Here is an 18835-nt window from a genome sequence, read left to right on the forward strand (position 1 = left end):
ACGTTAACGTAGTCGATATCCAGAACAGGCAGATCGTGGTAGCCACGCTCAACAAGCTCATGAAGAAGCTTTTCAGTCAGCTCTTCACCAGCTTCAGCATATATCTCACCAGTACGCGTATCAACAATGTCTTCGGCAAGGTACTGGCCAAACAGATCATCATCAGTACCCTTAAGAGATTTAACGCCCTTTTCCGTCAACTGACGGATTGTACGAGCGGTAATTTTCTTACCAGCTTCAACAACCACTTCACCGCTGGCAGCATCAACCATATCGGCAGTTGCTTTAGTACCCTTAAGACGAGCACCATCGAACGGTACGGACCAGCTGTTTTCGCCGTTACGTACGTAGTCGATACGGTTATAGAAGGTATTGAGAATCTCTTCGCTATCAAGACCAAGCGCCATCAACAAAGATGTCACAGGGATCTTACGACGGCGGTCGATACGTGCGTGGACAATGTCCTTAGCATCGAATTCGATATCGAGCCATGAACCACGGTAAGGGATCACACGTGCGGCAAACAGAAGTTTACCAGAAGAGTGGGTCTTACCTTTGTCATGGTCAAAGAATACACCCGGGGAACGGTGCATCTGAGACACGATAACGCGTTCTGTACCATTGATCACAAAGGTACCGTTATCGGTCATGAACGGAATATCGCCCATGTAGACATCTTGTTCTTTGATGTCTTTAACCGATTTTGCGCCAGTATCTTCATCCACATCAAACACGATGAGGCGAAGCGTAAGCTTCAGTGGCGCAGCGTAAGTCATATCACGCTGGCGGCACTCTTCCACATCATACTTTGGTGCTTCGAATTCGTAATCCACGAATTCAAGAAGGGAATTGCCTGCAAAATCCGAAATGGGGAATACGGACTTAAATACGGCCTCTAGGCCTTCGTCAACACGGTTATCTTCAACCTTATCAACTTGCAAGAATTGGTCATAAGACGCCTTCTGCACTTCGATAAGGTTTGGCATAGCCGCTACATCGCGGATGGATCCGAAGTACTTACGGACCCGCTTGCGACCGTTGAACGTCTGCGTCATTGTCGCTCCTCGTATCACTCAAGGTGACGGTTCAGAAAAACGACGCCCTGCATGGCAGAAAACGTAGCTTCTCAGAACCGTCCACAATAGGGCGCTGTTCAGGCGCCCTCCCCCGTTGGGACGTTTACCCCGGCCGGGAAACCCGCCAGGGTACGGAAAAGGTCCCGGATTACTCCGGGACCAATATCTGAAGAACTCAGGATTACTTGAGTTCTACTTTTGCACCAGCTTCTTCGAGCTTCTTTTTCAGCTCTTCTGCTTCGTCTTTGGAAACTGCTTCTTTAACAGCTTTTGGAGCGCCTTCTACGAGCTCTTTAGCTTCTTTCAGACCAAGACCAGTGATCGCACGTACTTCTTTGATCACGTTGATTTTCTTCGCGCCAGCGTCAGCCAGGATCACGTCGAATTCAGTCTGTTCTTCAGCAGCTTCAGCAGCTGGACCAGCAGCAGCAACAGCTACAGGAGCAGCAGCAGATACGCCCCACTCTTCTTCGAGCAGTTTAGACAGCTCAGCAGCTTCCATAACGGTCAGTGCGGAGAGTTCTTCTACGATCTTTGCGAGATCAGCCATTTTTCAGTACCTTGTTGTTCGAACCGTTTTCGGTTTTGACAAAAATTATGTGGTTCCGCCTTACGCGGCTTGGTCCTTCTCGGCGTACGCATTGAAGACGCGAGCAAGTTGCCCGGCCGGTGCGCTCGTAACCATGGCCATACGGGTCGCTGGGGTCTGAATCATACCCACCAGCTTGCCACGAAGCTCGTCCAGAGACGGCATCGTTGCCAGTGCATTAACACCAGCAGTATCCAGGTTAGTTGAACCAAGAGCACCACCAAGGATTACGAAATTTTCGTTAGCCTTAGCGAAGTTAGCAGCAGCCTTAGGCGCAGCAACTGGATCATCGGAATAAACGATGACAGTTGGGCCTTTGAACAGGTCGCTGATATGCTCTAGTTCAGTGCCTTGAAGGGCAAGCTTGACAAGGCGGTTTTTAGCAACCTTTACGGTACCACCAGCTTCACGAGCATCAGCACGCAGCTGAGTCATCTGAGAAACTGAAAGGCCCGCATAGTGCGCAACAACTGCAACGCCAGTGTTCGACAACACTTCGTTGAAATCGCTGACGAACTTTTGCTTATCCGCTCTTTCCACTTGCCTTCTCCAGTTGGCAGCAATTCTCATTGCCGCCGGTTTGCCTTTGCCGCATCAAAGTTGGGCTAACCCAACCTCGACAACGACGATTAGGGTCCTGTCCCCTTACGCGCCGGAGAGACGCAGCAAGGCAATTTGGTTCGAACCGCAAGGTTGAATTGCATTTTGCATATCAACCAAATCAGTTCTTCTCCATCTATGCAGGCCTTTCTTATCAAAAACTTAAACCAACAAACGTTGGCACCTGCAGTCTCGGACAGGGATGCCGAAGGACCATAACAGTCTTTCAGCGGTAAAACCTCCCACATAAAAGCGGGAGGTAACTCTTATAGGCGAGGTGTTTACTCGGTAATAGAACCAAGATCAACCTTCACGCCAGGTCCCATCGTGGATGAAAGGGCTACGCGCTTAACGTAAGTACCTTTTGCACCTGATGGCTTAGCTTTGATCACTGCATCAACGAACGCTTTCACGTTCTCTTCCAGCTTGGAAGCTTCAAAAGAAGCTTTGCCAACGCCAGCGTGGATGATACCAGCTTTTTCAACGCGGAACTGTACAGAACCACCTTTGGCGTCTGTAACAGCCTTGGTCACATCAGGGGTCACAGTGCCAACCTTAGGGTTAGGCATCATGCCGCGAGGACCGAGAACTTTACCAAGACGACCAACGAGTGGCATCATGTCAGGAGTTGCGATGACGGTATCGAAGTTGATGGTACCGCCCTGAACTTCTTTAACCAGCTCTTCAGCACCAACAATGTCTGCGCCAGCAGCTTTTGCTTCATCAGCTTTCGCATCACGAGCAAATACAGCAACGCGTACAGTTTTACCGGTACCGTTTGGAAGAACACATGCACCACGAACCATCTGGTCTGCGTGACGTGGGTCAACACCAAGGTTGATTGCAACTTCGATGGTTTCGTCAAACTTGGCAGTGGAGCCAGACTTAACAACACCAAGAGCTTCGCTTACTGCGTACTCTTTGTTACGATCAATACCTTCGCGAGCAGCTTTAATGCGCTTACCTACTTTAGCCATGATACTTTACTCCGTAACTTCCAGACCCATGGAACGGGCGGAGCCTTCGATCATCAGCATTGCTGCTTCGATGTCGTTAGCGTTGAGATCTTTCATCTTAGCTTCTGCGATTTCACGAACCTGAGCTTTAGTCACGGACGCGATGGTACCGCGACCAGCAGTTGCTGAGCCAGATTTGACTTTCGCAGCTTTCTTAAGGAAGAAAGAAGCCGGAGCTGTCTTAACTTCAAAAGTGAAAGACTTATCGGAGTAATAAGTAATGATGGTTGGGCAAGGAGCACCTTTCTCAACATCCTGGGTCTTAGCGTTAAACGCCTTACAGAACTCCATGATGTTCAGACCGCGCTGACCCAGCGCAGGACCAATTGGTGGGGATGGTGTAGCAGAACCTGCTGGCACCTGAAGCTTTAAGTAGCCGTCAATCTTTTTCGCCATAATTCTCTCCAGAATGGATCTGTGAAATCACGCCAAGCGCATTTCACTGGATAAGAGAGCGGGCGGTCTGGCTTCCAGCACACCGACGAAAGTGCGCTTCACCTGCCGCCCCATCCCGGACTTAACCGACTTTGTCGACCTGTCCGTATTCAAGTTCAACCGGGGTAGCCCGGCCGAAGATGGACACTGTCACTTTCAGACGTGCCCGTTCCTCATCGACTTCCTCGACGAGACCAGAGAAGGAAGCAAACGGGCCATCGCTGACGCGAACCTGTTCACCAACTTCAAAGCTGACAGAAGGTTTCGGAGCTTCGACACCTTCCTGAACCTGATTAAGAATACGCTGCGCTTCAGCCTCGGAGATCGGCATCGGCTTCTTGTCGTTACCGAGGAAGCCGGAAACTTTCGGCGTATCGTTGATCAGGTGATAAGCATCGTCGCTCATCTCCATCTTCACCAGAACGTACCCTGGGAAGAACTTACGCTCAGCATCAACCTTGCGACCGCGACGTACCTCTACGAACTTCTCGGTCGGAACCAGAACTTCGTCAAATGAATCTTCAAGACCCTGCTGCTGAGCTCTTTCTTTAATCGCTTCAGCAACTTTACGCTCGAAGTTCGAATAAGCGTGCACAATATACCAGCGCTTAGCCATCTTAAATCCTGTTCCTACTAGAAATGCCTGTGAGGCTATTTAGAAGCCAAGCAGTAAACTGATACCCCAGCTCATCAGCTGGTCAGCAGCAAGAAAGAACATCGCCGCCAGGAAAACCATCACGAAGACCATTAACGTGGTCACGCCAGTTTCCTTACGCGTCGGCCAAGTTACCTTCGCAGTTTCAGAACGAACTTGCTGGATAAATGTAAAAGGATTGGTTTTTGCCATCCGGTCCCGGCCCATTACACGACAGGTGGGCGCGTAGATTCTTCCACGCGCCCTATCCCTGAAAAACTCTTCATATGCCACCAACTTCGATTAATCAAGATTTTTCTCAACCAAAGAGATGGCAGGGGCAGCAGGGCTCGAACCCGCGACCTACGGTTTTGGAGACCGTCGCTCTACCAACTGAGCTATACCCCTACAAAGTCCCAAGCATGGGACAAAACCTTTTTCCGACCAATAATCAACTCACTGGAAGGAACCGTACCGCAATAACCACCGCGGTACGATATGTAAAGACTTTAAAAGCCTTTATTCGATGATTTCTGCTACCACACCAGCGCCGACGGTACGACCGCCTTCACGGATAGCGAAGCGCAGACCATCTTCCATAGCGATTGGTACGATAAGTTCAACTGAAACAGCAACGTTATCACCAGGCATCACCATTTCTGTGCCTTCTGGCAGAGAAACAACACCAGTCACGTCAGTCGTACGGAAGTAGAACTGCGGACGGTAGTTGGTGAAGAATGGAGTGTGACGTCCACCCTCTTCCTTGGTGAGGATGTATGCCTCAGCYTTRAACTTRGTGTGAGGAGTAACGGAACCTGGTTTACAAAGAACCTGGCCACGCTCAACATCTTCACGACCAACACCACGGATCAATGCACCGATGTTGTCGCCAGCTTCRCCCTGATCGAGCAGCTTGCGGAACATTTCAACACCAGTAACAGTGGTCTTAGATGTGTCTTTAACGCCAACGATCTCAACTTCGTCACCAACGTGAACGATGCCACGCTCTACACGACCGGTTACAACAGTACCACGGCCAGAGATAGAGAACACGTCTTCGATCGGCATCAGGAATGGCAGATCGCGTGGACGGTCAGGAGTTGGGATATAGTCGTCAACTGCAGCCATCAGCTCTACAATTTTGTCTTTRCCGATCGCGTCATCGCGGTCTTCAAGAGCAGCAAGTGCAGAACCAGCAATGATTGGAATATCATCGCCTGGGAATTCGTAGGAAGAAAGAAGTTCACGAACTTCCATTTCTACGAGTTCAAGCARYTCTTCGTCGTCAACCTGGTCAACTTTGTTCATGAAGACAACCAGAGCAGGCACACCAACCTGACGAGCGAGCAGGATGTGCTCACGRGTCTGAGGCATTGGGCCGTCTGCAGCGTTAACAACGAGGATCGCGCCGTCCATCTGTGCAGCACCAGTGATCATGTTTTTCACATAATCAGCGTGGCCTGGGCAGTCAACGTGTGCGTAGTGACGAGCTTCGGTTTCATATTCAACGTGTGCTGTTGAAATAGTGATACCGCGAGCACGCTCTTCAGGAGCGCCATCGATTTCGTCGTATGCTTTAAAATCACCGAAGGATTTAGTAATCGCTGCGGTCAGTGTAGTTTTACCGTGGTCAACGTGGCCAATTGTGCCGATGTTGACGTGCGGCTTATTACGTTCAAATTTTTCTTTAGCCATCGGATCTCTCCGTTCTCTCTTGAATCCCTTTGACTGGTCTAATGAGGTTTAGGCGTATTTCGCCATAACCTCGTCAGCAACAGCCTGCGGGACTTGGTCGTAATGATCGAACACCATGGAATACTGCGCACGTCCTTGGGACATGGAACGCAAGTTGTTCACGTAACCAAACATGTTGGCCAGCGGAACCATAGCAGTGATAACGGTCACGACACCGCGGTTTTCGGTACCGGCGATTTGTCCACGACGGGAATTCAAATCACCAATCACGTCACCCATATAGTCTTCTGGAGTGACAACCTCAACCTTCATGATAGGTTCCAGAAGCTTTGGACCTGCTTTAGCCACAGCTTCGCGGAAACCAGCACGACCTGCGATCTCAAATGCGAGCACAGACGAGTCAACATCATGGTAAGCACCGTCAGTGAGGGTAGCTTTAATGTCGACCATCGGGAAGCCAGCAAGTGGACCAGAGGACATGACGGATTCGATACCTTTGGATACACCAGGGATGTATTCCTTAGGAACGTTACCGCCAACAATCGTGTTAGCAAACTCAAAACCTTCACCAACAACATTTGGCTCGATAGAGAGTTTGATGCGAGCAAACTGACCAGTACCACCGGACTGCTTCTTGTGGGTATAATCCACGTCAGCAGGCTTGGTAATGGTTTCACGGTAAGCAACCTGAGGTGCACCGATGTTTGCTTCAACCTTGAATTCACGCTTCATGCGATCAACAAGGATGTCCAGGTGAAGTTCGCCCATACCAGCAATGATTGTCTGGCCGGACTCTTCATCTGTCTTCACGCGGAAGGACGGATCCTCAGCAGCCAGGCGGTTCAGGGCAAGGCCCATCTTTTCCTGGTCACCTTTGGTTTTAGGCTCAACAGCGATCTCGATAACCGGATCCGGGAACTCCATGCGTTCCAGAATAACAGGCTTCAGAGGATCACAAAGCGTATCACCAGTGGTCGTGTCCTTCAGGCCTGCGATAGCCACAATGTCGCCTGCATAGGCTACATCAATGTCATCGCGGGAATTTGAGTGCATCTGCATCATGCGACCAACGCGTTCGCGCTTGCCCTTAACAGTATTCAGCACGGATGAGCCCTTAGACAGCACACCAGAGTAAATACGTGCGAAGGTCAAAGAACCAACGAACGGATCGTTCATGATTTTAAATGCGAGCATACCAAGCGGCTCTTCATCAGAAGATTCGCGAGTGGTTTCTTCTTCAGTCTTGGCGTCGATACCTTTAATCGCCGGCACTTCAACCGGGTTAGGAAGGTAATCTACAACAGCGTCAAGAAGAGGCTGAACGCCTTTGTTCTTGAATGCTGTACCGCACAATACTGGAACGAAGTTGCCAGCAATGGTACCCTTACGAATAAGCTCTTGAAGCTTTTCGTTGGATGGCATTTCGCCTTCCAAGTATGCTTCAGTAGCTTCTTCTTCTACTTCTACAGCGATCTCGATCAGTTTTTCGCGGTATTCAGCAGCTTGGTCAGCGAGATCTTCTGGAATATCCAGTTCATCCCAGCTTGCTCCAAGAGCCTCACCGTTCCAAACCAATGCTTTCATCTTCAGCAGATCGATAACACCAGCAAATTCGCTTTCAGCGCCGATCGGCAGCTGAACACATGCTGGGGTTGCGCCAAGACGTTTCTCGATCATTTCTACACAGCGGTAGAAATCAGCACCGAGTTTGTCCATCTTGTTGACGAAGATCATGCGTGGAACGTTGTACTTATCAGCCTGACGCCATACGGTCTCAGTCTGAGGTTCAACACCAGCATTCGCATCGAGAAGTGCAACTGCACCATCAAGAACACGCAGGGAGCGTTCAACTTCAATCGTGAAGTCAACGTGACCTGGAGTGTCAATGATGTTCAGACGCTTACCGTTCCAGTGGGCAGTCGTAGCAGCTGAAGTAATGGTAATACCACGCTCCTGCTCCTGCTCCATCCAGTCCATGGTAGCTGCACCATCATGAACTTCACCGATTTTATGGGACTTACCAGTGTAATACAGAATACGTTCTGTAGTGGTCGTCTTACCAGCATCGATGTGAGCCATGATACCGAAGTTACGGTAGTCCTCGATTTTGTGCGTACGTGACATAGCGTCAGCCTCTATCCAGGGTGATTACCAACGGTAGTGCGAGAATGCACGGTTAGCTTCAGCCATCCGGTGAGTATCTTCGCGCTTCTTAACGGAGTTACCACGGCCATTCGCAGCATCCAGCAGTTCACCGGACAGACGACCAACCATTGTGGTTTCGTTACGACCGCGAGCTGCAGAAATCAGCCAGCGGATAGCAAGTGCCTGACGACGCTCTGTACGAACTTCGACTGGAACCTGATAAGTTGCACCACCAACACGACGGGAGCGAACTTCAACCTGTGGCATAACGTTTTCGAGCGCCTGATGGAACATCTCGAGCGGGCTAGCCTTAGCTTTAGATTCGATCGCATCGAATGCACCGTATACGATGCGTTCTGCGGTGGATTTTTTACCATCGAGCATTACTGCGTTCATGAACTTAGTAACGACGATATCTCCGAACTTAGGATCCGGAATAACTTGACGCTTTTCAGCGGCGTGACGGCGGGACATATCGGTCTATATCCTATTATTTCGGACGCTTAGCGCCATACTTGGAACGACGCTGTTTACGATCTTTAACACCCTGGGTGTCAAGAACGCCACGGATGATGTGGTAACGAACACCAGGCAAATCCTTTACACGACCACCACGGATCATGACAACGGAGTGCTCTTGGAGGTTATGACCTTCACCCGGGATATAACCAATAACTTCAAAGCCATTGGTCAAACGGATTTTTGCCACTTTACGAAGCGCTGAGTTAGGCTTCTTAGGAGTGGTTGTATATACGCGAGTACACACGCCGCGCTTCTGCGGGCACGCTTCCATCGCTGGAACTTTGTTCCGCTTCGCCGGCACTGTACGCGGCTTACGGATCAACTGGTTGATCGTTGGCATAATTTGCCCTTTAACTACTTTTGCTCTTCGACCGGACGCAGTTTCTGGTAGACATACGCATGCGCACCAAATCCACGAACGATTATTCGTGAAGGGCACCGCGAAACCAGAGGACCACGGACGGATCCGCGGTCTTGCATTCGACTTGTATTCGCCTTTGAACCCGACAACGTTTAAGCTTCAGTACTCCGAGGCGAGGCGCCTCAGGAGAAGGACATTGCTTACTGCTTGCCATAAGGTTGCCGGAACCTACTCATCAGGACACTGTTCGTCAAGTCCCTTCCAAGAGATTCTTGGCCCCAGACTCTCAGATTCATACGGTGTATCCCAAGATTCGCGTAGATTCAGCAATTTCCTCTCAGAAGACGTCAAAATTTGGAGACGCTTAAGTGTTCATTGCAGTTTGACTCTGAAGATTAAAAGGAAGTTAAGCACATCCCTACTCTGACTCATCGTCATTTCCGCAGGTCATTTGATTCTTGCAGCTTTAACTCAAATTCAATTACGCCCCTTAAGTGCAAATACTGCCACAGGGCGAAGGCACGTCGTCGCCTCAAGTCTCACACACCGAACACACCCAGTTAGGGAGCAAGGCCACCGGCAACTGTCAGAGTAGTCCCACTCACGAATCCTGCCCCGGATGATCCCAGCCAGACAGCAGCCTCTGCAATATCTGAAGGCTCGGCTATACGACCAAGAGGTGTTGCAGCAGCAACAAGTGCCGGGCGATCAGGATTTCCCTCCCGCTGGTGCATGTCGGTCGCAGTTGTTCCCACTCGGATCGCATTCACCCGAATGCCGAGGGGTCCAAATTCTTTGCCCGCACCAACCGTCAATGTTTCCACTGCACCTTTTGAAGCGGCGTAGTGAACATACTCCCCTGGGCTCCCCATCACGGCAGCAACCGAAGACATATTTACAATCGCACCACCAGAACCACCTTCGTCAATCCTCATACGTTTAGCTGCTTCTTGCATGCAATAGATCATGCCAAACACATTGGTCTGAAAAGTCGAAACCAACGCCGAGCTATCCAAGTCCACTAAGGAGGACGATCCCCCTATGATACCAGCATTGTTCACGAGGCAAGTGATCGGCCCGAGGCTATCATCACAAATGACAAACATCTGACGCACGGCTTCAAGATCAGCCACATCCGCACCAACAGCAATCGAGCGTATGCCAACCTCCTTGCATCGCCGGACAGTCTCTTCCGCTCCAGCCTCATCAAAATGATAGTTCACACAGACATCATATCCAGCTTCGGCAAAAGCAACTGCGGTGGCCTGACCAATGCCCTTGCTGGCACCTGTTACCAATGCAGTCTTCGAAGTAGCATTCCCCAAGAACGTTCGCTCCATTTAATTCTGGCTTCAACTGCAAAGCCAAAAGATCACTGTACTCACAAGTCAGGCAAGATCACTACTTATTTGAAACACCCAGCAAAGAGGCATTTACACCTCCCCTCTTTCCCCAAACGCAAAAAAGGAGAGGTCACCCTCTCCTTTCCAAAATCCAAAATCGGATCATCAGTTCAATTTTTAGAACGTGATCACTGAAACATTGCCTGCCAGTGCGTCTTTATAAGGCTGAACGAAGAACTCTTCCTCCGGTGTTTCCGTGATGTATCCCAGCTGATCAAGAGCTGCATCCACGAAACCCTGTTCACCCAACGCTTCAACGGCACGGCGAACTGCACCATCGTCATCAGGCGCGGTTACCATTACGTGGAACGGAAGACCATCTTCTTCTTCACCGTCTTCCTCTTTCCACGCACGGCCCATAATCAGGTAGACAACTGGAGGGGTGTCATCACCATTTTCTTCTTCAATCTGATCAGACATTTTATTTCCTTCATCACGCACCCAATCAGTCCAGCCCGACCGAAAGGACACGTTTCAATTCAAAACACCAGACGTATCCGCCAAGGAGTCTCAGCTTCCAAAATCAGATACGCGTCTTTCTTGTTAGTGGCAGGTCAGCAGGTCGCCACAAGCAACCATCTGCCATAAACGGAAAAGCCGCCCCGAAGGGCGGCTTGACCTCAATTTAGATTTTGCAGCTCACTAGAACTGACCGTCACGGCTGAAATCTTCCAACATGGAGTCCGCAGTTCCAGCAGTAGAAGCTGAACGGCGAGCGTCCTGGATGAGATCATCACGCAGTGTCGCAATCTTACGAGTGCGGTTCATCGCCCCGCCTGTACCCGCTGGGATCAGACGACCAACAATCACGTTCTCTTTCAGACCGTCCAGTGGATCGATCTTACCGAAGACAGCTGCTTCAGTCAGAACACGCGTTGTTTCCTGGAACGATGCAGCAGAGAAGAACGAACGAGTCTGCAAGCTTGCCTTCGTGATACCCAGAAGAACTGGAACACCCTTGGCAGGATCACGTGCATTATCAATCGCACGCTGGTTAGCTGCATCAAATTCGATCTTATCGACCTGCTCACCAGAGAAGTACTCTGTTTCACCCGGATCAGTGATCTCAACCTTCTGAAGCATCTGACGAACAATCACTTCGATGTGCTTGTCGTTAATGCCCACGCCCTGCAGACGATAAACTTCCTGGATCTCGTTAACGAGGAAGGCAGCCAGTGCCTCTACGCCCTTAATCGCAAGAATGTCATGCGGTGCCGGGTTACCATCAACAAGGTATTCACCCTTCTCGATAGTGTCCCCTTCCTGCAGGTGGAAGTGCTTGTTCTTCTGGATGAGGTACTCAACAGGCTCCAGGCTCTCATCGGTAGGATCGATGATGATGCGGCGCTTGTTTTTGTAATCTCGGCCAAAGCGGATCGTACCGTCAAGCTCAGCGATAATCGCGTGATCTTTCGGACGACGTGCTTCGAACAGTTCAGCAACACGTGGCAGACCACCGGTGATGTCTTTCGTTTTTGCAGATTCCAGAGGAATACGTGCAAGAACGTCACCAGCAGAAACCATGTCACCAGGCTGCACGGACAGAATAGCGTCAACGGAAAGCAGGGAACGAGCATCGCCACCGCGAGCCAGTTTCTTGATCTTACCGCTGTCGTCCTGAATAACCATCGCAGGCTTCAGATCAGCACCACGCTGAGAAGAACGCCAGTCGATAACGACACGCTTGGTGATACCGGTCGCTTCATCAGCAGTTTCCTGCATGGAAGAACCATCAACCAGATCCTCAAAGCCAACACGACCGGAAAGTTCTGTCAGGATCGGACGAGTGTACGGATCCCATTCAGAAATACGATCACCGCGCTTGATGACGTCACCTTCATCAACGAAGACTTTACCACCGTAAGTCAGACGATGCGTAGAACGCTCATTACCGTCACTATCTACGATAATGATGGACATGTTACGTGCCATAACAATGTTGTTGCCATCGGAGTCGCGAACCACATTGCGGTTGCGCATCTTCACGGTGCCTTCAAAGTTGGATTCAATGAAGGAGCTATCAACAACCTGTGCCGTACCACCAATGTGGAACGTACGCATGGTCAACTGAGTACCAGGCTCACCAATGGACTGCGCGGCAATAACACCAACAGCTTCGCCGATGTTCACCGGAGTACCACGTGCAAGGTCACGGCCATAACAGGTCGCACATACACCAGTCTTGGTTTCACAAGTCAGCACGGAGCGGATCTTGACCATCTGGACCTTGGCAGCTTCAAGAAGCTCCACGTCCTTCTCGTCAATCATACGTCCCTTAGGAACGAGCACTTCGCCGGTCTTGTTGTTGCAAATGTCTTCAGCCGCTGTACGGCCAAGAACACGCATACCAAGGGTCGCGATCACGTTACCAGCATCAACGATTGGCTGAACGGTAATGCCACCAGTGGAACCACAGTCAACTTCAAGAATGATGCTGTCCTGCGCAACGTCCACGAGACGACGTGTCAGGTAACCGGAGTTCGCAGTTTTCAACGCCGTATCGGCAAGACCCTTACGGGCACCGTGGGTGGAGTTGAAGTACTCGAGAACCGACAGACCTTCTTTAAAGTTCGCGATAATCGGGTTTTCGATGATGGAACCATCTGGTTTCGCCATCAGACCGCGCATACCGCCGAGCTGCTTCATCTGCGCTGGAGAACCACGCGCACCGGAGTGAGCCATCATGTAAACAGAGTTCATCTGTTTCTGACGACCTGTGTCCTCTTCGAACTCGGTCGCAGAGATGCGCCCCATCATTTCATCAGCGACTTTGTCAGTACACTTCGCCCAAGCGTCAACAACCTTGTTGTACTTCTCGCCCTGAGTGATCAGACCGTCGTTGTACTGCTGTTCGTATTCAGTCACCAAAGTGGTGGTGCTTTCAACGAGTGTCGCCTTGGCATCAGGGATAACCATGTCATCCTTACCGAAGGAGATACCAGCACGACATGCGTTTTTGAAGCCAAGCTGCATAACGCGGTCACAGAAGATAACGGTCTCTTTCTGGCCACAAGCACGATAAACCGTATCGATCATCTTGGAGATGTCTTTTTTGGTCATCAGCTTGTTACAGGCGTCGAACGGTACTTCGAAGTGCTTCGGCAGCAGCTCTGCAATCATCAGACGACCAGGAGTGGTCTCATGGATTTCAGAGGTTGGATTGCCCAGCTCATCAACAGACTTGAAGCGGCCACGGATCTTGGAGTGAACAGTGATAACACCGTTTTCCAGCGCGTGGTGCAACTCACCCATGTTACCGAAGGCCATGCCTTCACCTGGCTCACCATCTGCCATAATGGACAGGTAGTAGAGGCCAAGAACAATATCCTGGGACGGCACGATGATCGGACCACCGTTCGCCGGGTGCAGGATGTTGTTGGTGGACATCATGAGAGTACGGGCTTCAAGCTGCGCTTCCAGAGAAAGCGGAACGTGAACAGCCATCTGGTCACCATCGAAGTCAGCGTTAAACGCGGAACAAACGAGTGGGTGCAGCTGGATTGCCTTACCTTCAATCAGGGTAGGTTCAAAAGCCTGAATGCCAAGACGGTGAAGCGTAGGCGCACGGTTCAGAAGAACCGGGTGCTCGCGGATCACTTCATCAAGGATATCCCAAACTTCCGGACGCTCTTTTTCAACGAGCTTCTTCGCCTGCTTAACAGTGGAAGAATAACCCTTTGCATCGAGGCGGGAGTAGATGAACGGCTTGAACAGCTCAAGCGCCATCTTCTTCGGCAGACCACATTGGTGCAGCTTCAGTTCAGGACCCACAGTAATAACGGAACGACCGGAGTAATCCACGCGCTTACCGAGAAGGTTCTGACGGAAACGACCCTGCTTACCCTTCAGCATGTCTGAAAGGGATTTCAGAGGACGCTTGTTAGCACCCTGGATCACACGACCACGACGACCATTATCGAACAGCGCATCTACAGATTCCTGCAGCATACGTTTTTCGTTACGAATAATGATGTCAGGCGCTTTAAGCTCGATCAGACGCTTCAAACGGTTGTTACGGTTGATCACACGACGATAAAGATCGTTGAGGTCAGACGTCGCAAAACGGCCACCATCCAGCGGAACCAACGGACGCAGATCCGGTGGAATCACAGGAACAACAGTCAGGATCATCCACTCAGGACGGTTTCCGGACTCGATGAACGCTTCAACAACCTTCAGGCGCTTCGCCAGTTTCTTAGGCTTCAGCTCTGTGGTTGCTTCTGCAATTTCCTGACGGATCTTTTCAGATTCACGCTGCAGATCCATGCTGGCAAGGATCTCACGGATCGCTTCAGCACCAATCATAGCAGTGAAGCTGTCTTCACCGTATTCGTCCTGAGCGGCAACAAACTCTTCTTCAGAAAGCAGCTGACGCAGCTTCAAAGGAGTAAGGCCTGGCTCAATAACAACGTAGTTCTCAAAGTACAGGATGCGCTCAAGATCCTTAAGCGTCATATCCAACAGCATGCCGATACGGGATGGCAGCGACTTCAGGAACCAGATATGCGCAACAGGAGCAGCAAGCTCAATGTGGCCCATACGTTCACGGCGTACACGGGACAAGGTGACTTCAACGCCACACTTCTCACAGATAACGCCTTTATATTTCATGCGCTTATACTTACCGCACAAGCACTCATAGTCCTTGATAGGACCGAAAATCCGAGCACAGAACAGCCCGTCGCGCTCTGGCTTGAAAGTTCTGTAGTTGATCGTCTCCGGCTTTTTGATCTCACCGAACGACCAGGACAGAATTTTCTCCGGGCTGGCGATCGAGATGCGGATATGATCGAAGGTCTGTGCGGGAGCCTGTTGATTGAACAGGTTCATGACCTCTTGCGACATCAGCTCTCTCCTAAAATGCGCAGGTCGGGGAGCGTGCTAATAAGCAGGCTCCCCTCTTCCGGCATGAATACATGACTTACAGCGAAATACCTTGAAAGGTCTTATTCCGCGGCATCGATTGCTTCAGCGTCATCATTGGCTTTCTGACGCGGTTCCTTATCCTGCAACTCGACATTGAGGCCCAGGGAACGCATTTCCTTGACGAGAACGTTAAAGCTCTCAGGAATACCCGCCTCAAATGTGTCGTCACCCCGGACGATAGCTTCATAAACCTTGGTACGACCTGCCACGTCATCAGACTTAACAGTGAGCATTTCCTGCAAGGTGTACGCTGCGCCATAAGCTTCAAGCGCCCACACTTCCATCTCACCGAAGCGCTGACCACCGAACTGCGCCTTACCACCCAGCGGCTGCTGAGTAACAAGAGAGTAAGGTCCGATAGAACGCGCGTGGATCTTATCGTCAACCAAGTGGTGAAGCTTGAGCATGTAGATGTAACCCACAGTGACCTGACGGTCGAACTGTTCACCGGTACGTCCGTCATACAATGTAGACTGACCGGATGGCTTCATCTCAGCAATGTTCAGCATGTCAACAACGTCAGGTTCACGTGCACCATCAAAGACCGGAGTCGCGATGGAAACGCCATGACGCAGCTGCTCACCAAGTTTAGCGATGCCTTCGTCGTCGTATTCCTGAACCGGCTCACCCTTGATGTTGTCGCCGTAGATCTCAACGACCTTGCCACGAAGCTGCTCGATCTCGCCAGACTTACGATATTCGTCGTAAAGCTCGCCGATCTTCTGCCCCATGCCGGCACAAGCCCAGCCAAGGTGTGTTTCAAGAATCTGACCAACGTTCATACGGGATGGAACGCCGAGTGGGTTCAGAACGATATCAACGTGTTGACCGTCATCCAGGAATGGCATGTCTTCACATGGGTTGATCTTGGAAACCACACCCTTGTTACCGTGACGACCAGCCATCTTATCACCAGGCTGAATCTTACGCTTAACCGCAACGAAGACTTTAACCATCTTCATAACGCCAGGTGGCAATTCATCACCACGCTGCAGCTTCTCAACCTTGTCGATGAAGCGCTGCTCAAGACGCTTACGGCTCTCATCATAAGAACCACGAAGCGCTTCCAGCTCGCTCATCAGCTGCTCGTCTTCGACAGCAAACTGCCACCACTGAGAACGTGGGAATTCGTTCAGAACGTTTCCGTCGATCTCAACACCCTTGCGGAAGTTCTTCGGACCACCAACAGTCACATGACCCATGATCATCTCAGCCAGACGGCCATAGACGTTACGGTCAAGAATTGCCTGTTCGTCGTCGCGGTCTTTCGCAAGACGTTCAATCTCTTCGCGCTCGATAGCCATCGCGCGTTCGTCTTTTTCAACGCCGTGGCGGTTGAATACACGAACTTCAACAACAGTACCGGATACACCTGGAGACAGACGCATGGATGTGTCGCGAACGTCAGAAGCTTTCTCGCCGAAGATCGCACGCAGAAGTTTTTCTTCTGGTGTCATTGGGCTTTCGCCCTTTGGAGTGATCTTACCAACAAGAATGTCGCCTGGTTTCACCTCAGCACCAACATAAACAATGCCGGCTTCATCAAGGTTCTTCAGCGCTTCTTCAGAAACGTTCGGAATATCGCGAGTGATTTCCTCAGGGCCAAGCTTCGTATCACGCGCCATCACTTCGAATTCTTCGAGGTGGATGGAGGTGAAGACGTCATCGCGAACGATGCGCTCGGACAGAAGGATGGAATCTTCGAAGTTGTAGCCGTTCCAAGGCATGAACGCGACCATAACGTTACGGCCAAGCGCCAGATCACCCAGATCAGTCGAAGGACCGTCTGCAATGATATCGCCCTTACGAACCCGGTCACCTACGTTCACCAGCGGACGCTGGTTGATACAGGTATCCTGGTTGGAACGCTGGAACTTCATCAGGCGGTAGATGTCTACGCCAGACTTGGAAGGATCCAGATCTTCAGTCGCACGAATAACGACACGTGTTGCATCAACCTGGTCAACCACGCCGCCGCGACGTGCGCCAATAGCAGCACCAGAGTCACGAGCAACGATTGGTTCCATACCGGTGCCAACAAATGGAGCCTGTGCACGAACGAGCGGCACAGCCTGACGCATCATGTTGGAACCCATCAGTGCGCGGTTCGCATCATCGTTCTCAAGGAACGGAATGAGCGATGCAGCAACGGAAACCAGCTGTTTCGGAGACACATCCATCAGATCAACACGATCAGAGGTGACCAAGATGTTTTCACCCGCATGACGACACTGAACCAGGTCGTTCACGAAGCTACCATCTTCGTTCATCTCAGCGTTCGCCTGAGAAACGTAGTACTTGCTCTCTTCCATAGCGGAGAGATAGACAACGTCTTTCGTCACAAGGCCATCAACAACACGGCGGTACGGGCTTTCAATAAAGCCATACTTGTTCACACGTGCAAAGGTTGCCAGTGAGTTGATCAGACCAATGTTCGGACCTTCCGGTGTTTCAATCGGGCAGATACGACCATAGTGTGTTGGGTGAACGTCACGAACCTCAAAGCCTGCGCGCTCACGGGTCAAACCACCAGGCCCAAGCGCTGAAAGACGACGCTTATGCGTCACTTCAGACAGTGGGTTGGTCTGATCCATAAACTGAGACAGCTGGGAAGAACCGAAGAACTCACGTACAGCTGCTGCAGCAGGTTTTGCGTTGATCAGATCCTGAGGCATCACAGTGTCGATCTCAACAGAGCTCATACGCTCCTTGATCGCACGTTCCATGCGCAGCAGGCCAACACGGTACTGGTTTTCCATCAGTTCGCCAACGGAGCGAACACGACGGTTACCAAGGTTATCGATGTCATCAATTTCGCCGCGGCCATCACGAAGATTAAGCAGCAGGCTGATCACTGATAGGATATCGTCTTTACGCAGAACACGAACAGTATCTTCACACTCAAGGTCAAGACGCATGTTCATTTTCACGCGGCCAACCGCGGAAAGGTCGTAGCGCTCAGCATCGAAGAACAGAGACTGGAACATAGCCTCTGCAGTCTCAATGGTTGGCGGCTCACCAGGACGCATAACGCGGTAGATGTCAAACAGAGCACCTTCGCGGCCGTCATTCTTGTCAGCAGCCAGCGTGTTGCGGATGAAAGGACCAACGTTAACGTAGTCGATATCCAGAACAGGCAGATCGTGGTAGCCACGCTCAACAAGCTCATGAAGAAGCTTTTCAGTCAGCTCTTCACCAGCTTCAGCATATATCTCACCAGTACGCGTATCAACAATGTCTTCGGCAAGGTACTGGCCAAACAGATCATCATCAGTACCCTTAAGAGATTTAACGCCCTTTTCCGTCAACTGACGGATTGTACGAGCGGTAATTTTCTTACCAGCTTCAACAACCACTTCACCGCTGGCAGCATCAACCATATCGGCAGTTGCTTTAGTACCCTTAAGACGAGCACCATCGAACGGTACGGACC

Annotated in this window: 14 protein-coding genes, 1 tRNA gene and 1 pseudogene; all 16 read right to left on the reverse strand. The window is 50.8% G+C overall.

Annotated elements, in window-relative coordinates; all coding sequences use genetic code 11:
- Positions 1–1055: pseudogene (locus DHN43_RS26625) on the reverse strand (DNA-directed RNA polymerase subunit beta); the annotation flags it as partial.
- A gap of 202 nt (positions 1056–1257) precedes the next feature.
- On the reverse strand, positions 1258–1626 hold the full coding sequence (gene rplL, locus DHN43_RS26630) for a 50S ribosomal protein L7/L12 (protein WP_093523476.1): 369 nt from the start codon (positions 1624–1626) through the stop codon (positions 1258–1260).
- A 60-nt stretch (positions 1627–1686) separates the two neighbouring features.
- Positions 1687–2205, reverse strand: a complete 519-nt coding sequence (rplJ, locus tag DHN43_RS26635) for a 50S ribosomal protein L10 (protein ID WP_108820678.1) — start codon at positions 2203–2205, stop codon at positions 1687–1689.
- A gap of 341 nt (positions 2206–2546) precedes the next feature.
- Complete coding sequence (gene rplA, locus DHN43_RS26640; RefSeq protein WP_057464833.1) at positions 2547–3242, reverse strand: 50S ribosomal protein L1; 696 nt, start codon at positions 3240–3242, stop codon at positions 2547–2549.
- Positions 3243–3248: 6 nt separating this feature from the next.
- The gene (gene rplK / locus DHN43_RS26645) at positions 3249–3677 is read right to left on the reverse strand and encodes a 50S ribosomal protein L11 (RefSeq protein WP_057464834.1); all 429 of its coding nucleotides are present in this window, start codon (positions 3675–3677) and stop codon (positions 3249–3251) included.
- A 121-nt stretch (positions 3678–3798) separates the two neighbouring features.
- The gene (gene nusG, locus DHN43_RS26650; protein WP_057464835.1) at positions 3799–4332 is read right to left on the reverse strand and encodes a transcription termination/antitermination protein NusG; all 534 of its coding nucleotides are present in this window, start codon (positions 4330–4332) and stop codon (positions 3799–3801) included.
- Positions 4333–4371: 39 nt separating this feature from the next.
- Positions 4372–4563, reverse strand: coding sequence for a preprotein translocase subunit SecE (gene secE / locus DHN43_RS26655; protein WP_057464836.1), 192 nt, complete (start codon positions 4561–4563; stop codon positions 4372–4374).
- Positions 4564–4682: 119 nt separating this feature from the next.
- Positions 4683–4758: transfer RNA gene (locus DHN43_RS26660), tRNA-Trp, on the reverse strand.
- 111 nt (positions 4759–4869) lie between these two features.
- A complete protein-coding gene (gene tuf, locus DHN43_RS26665) occupies positions 4870–6045 on the reverse strand; it encodes an elongation factor Tu (RefSeq protein ID WP_063289481.1) in 1176 nt (391 codons plus the stop codon).
- A gap of 48 nt (positions 6046–6093) precedes the next feature.
- Entirely contained in the window at positions 6094–8169 is a 2076-nt protein-coding gene (fusA, locus tag DHN43_RS26670) for an elongation factor G (protein WP_108820679.1), read from the reverse strand.
- Between the two features lie 24 nt (positions 8170–8193).
- Positions 8194–8664: a 30S ribosomal protein S7 gene (gene rpsG, locus DHN43_RS26675; RefSeq protein WP_057464825.1), complete on the reverse strand. Its 471-nt coding sequence runs from the start codon at positions 8662–8664 to the stop codon at positions 8194–8196.
- 16 nt (positions 8665–8680) lie between these two features.
- On the reverse strand, positions 8681–9052 hold the full coding sequence (gene rpsL, locus DHN43_RS26680) for a 30S ribosomal protein S12 (RefSeq protein WP_057464826.1): 372 nt from the start codon (positions 9050–9052) through the stop codon (positions 8681–8683).
- A 581-nt stretch (positions 9053–9633) separates the two neighbouring features.
- Positions 9634–10398 (reverse strand): SDR family oxidoreductase, encoded by a 765-nt coding sequence (locus DHN43_RS26685; protein WP_199914866.1) that lies wholly within the window; start codon positions 10396–10398, stop codon positions 9634–9636.
- A 195-nt stretch (positions 10399–10593) separates the two neighbouring features.
- A complete protein-coding gene (locus DHN43_RS26690; RefSeq protein ID WP_057464828.1) occupies positions 10594–10896 on the reverse strand; it encodes a hypothetical protein in 303 nt (100 codons plus the stop codon).
- A 222-nt stretch (positions 10897–11118) separates the two neighbouring features.
- Positions 11119–15321: a DNA-directed RNA polymerase subunit beta' gene (gene rpoC, locus DHN43_RS26695; RefSeq protein ID WP_108820681.1), complete on the reverse strand. Its 4203-nt coding sequence runs from the start codon at positions 15319–15321 to the stop codon at positions 11119–11121.
- A gap of 101 nt (positions 15322–15422) precedes the next feature.
- A partial coding sequence (gene rpoB, locus DHN43_RS26700) for a DNA-directed RNA polymerase subunit beta (RefSeq protein ID WP_108820682.1) occupies positions 15423–18835 on the reverse strand: 3413 nt, incomplete at its 5' end.

Origin of the sequence: Pseudovibrio sp. Alg231-02 (assembly GCF_900143565.1) — a bacterium.
In the GTDB taxonomy this organism is placed as follows: domain Bacteria; phylum Pseudomonadota; class Alphaproteobacteria; order Rhizobiales; family Stappiaceae; genus Pseudovibrio.

Coding starts and splice junctions, on each gene's coding strand:
- rplK (WP_057464834.1), bottom strand. CDS start 3,677: ATGGCGAAAAAGATTGACGGCTACTTAAAGCTTCAGGTGCCAGCAGGT.
- rpsL (WP_057464826.1), bottom strand. CDS start 9,052: ATGCCAACGATCAACCAGTTGATCCGTAAGCCGCGTACAGTGCCGGCG.
- secE (WP_057464836.1), bottom strand. CDS start 4,563: ATGGCAAAAACCAATCCTTTTACATTTATCCAGCAAGTTCGTTCTGAA.
- rplA (WP_057464833.1), bottom strand. CDS start 3,242: ATGGCTAAAGTAGGTAAGCGCATTAAAGCTGCTCGCGAAGGTATTGAT.
- DHN43_RS26690 (WP_057464828.1), bottom strand. CDS start 10,896: ATGTCTGATCAGATTGAAGAAGAAAATGGTGATGACACCCCTCCAGTT.
- fusA (WP_108820679.1), bottom strand. CDS start 8,169: ATGTCACGTACGCACAAAATCGAGGACTACCGTAACTTCGGTATCATG.
- nusG (WP_057464835.1), bottom strand. CDS start 4,332: ATGGCTAAGCGCTGGTATATTGTGCACGCTTATTCGAACTTCGAGCGT.
- rpsG (WP_057464825.1), bottom strand. CDS start 8,664: ATGTCCCGCCGTCACGCCGCTGAAAAGCGTCAAGTTATTCCGGATCCT.
- rpoC (WP_108820681.1), bottom strand. CDS start 15,321: ATGTCGCAAGAGGTCATGAACCTGTTCAATCAACAGGCTCCCGCACAG.
- rplL (WP_093523476.1), bottom strand. CDS start 1,626: ATGGCTGATCTCGCAAAGATCGTAGAAGAACTCTCCGCACTGACCGTT.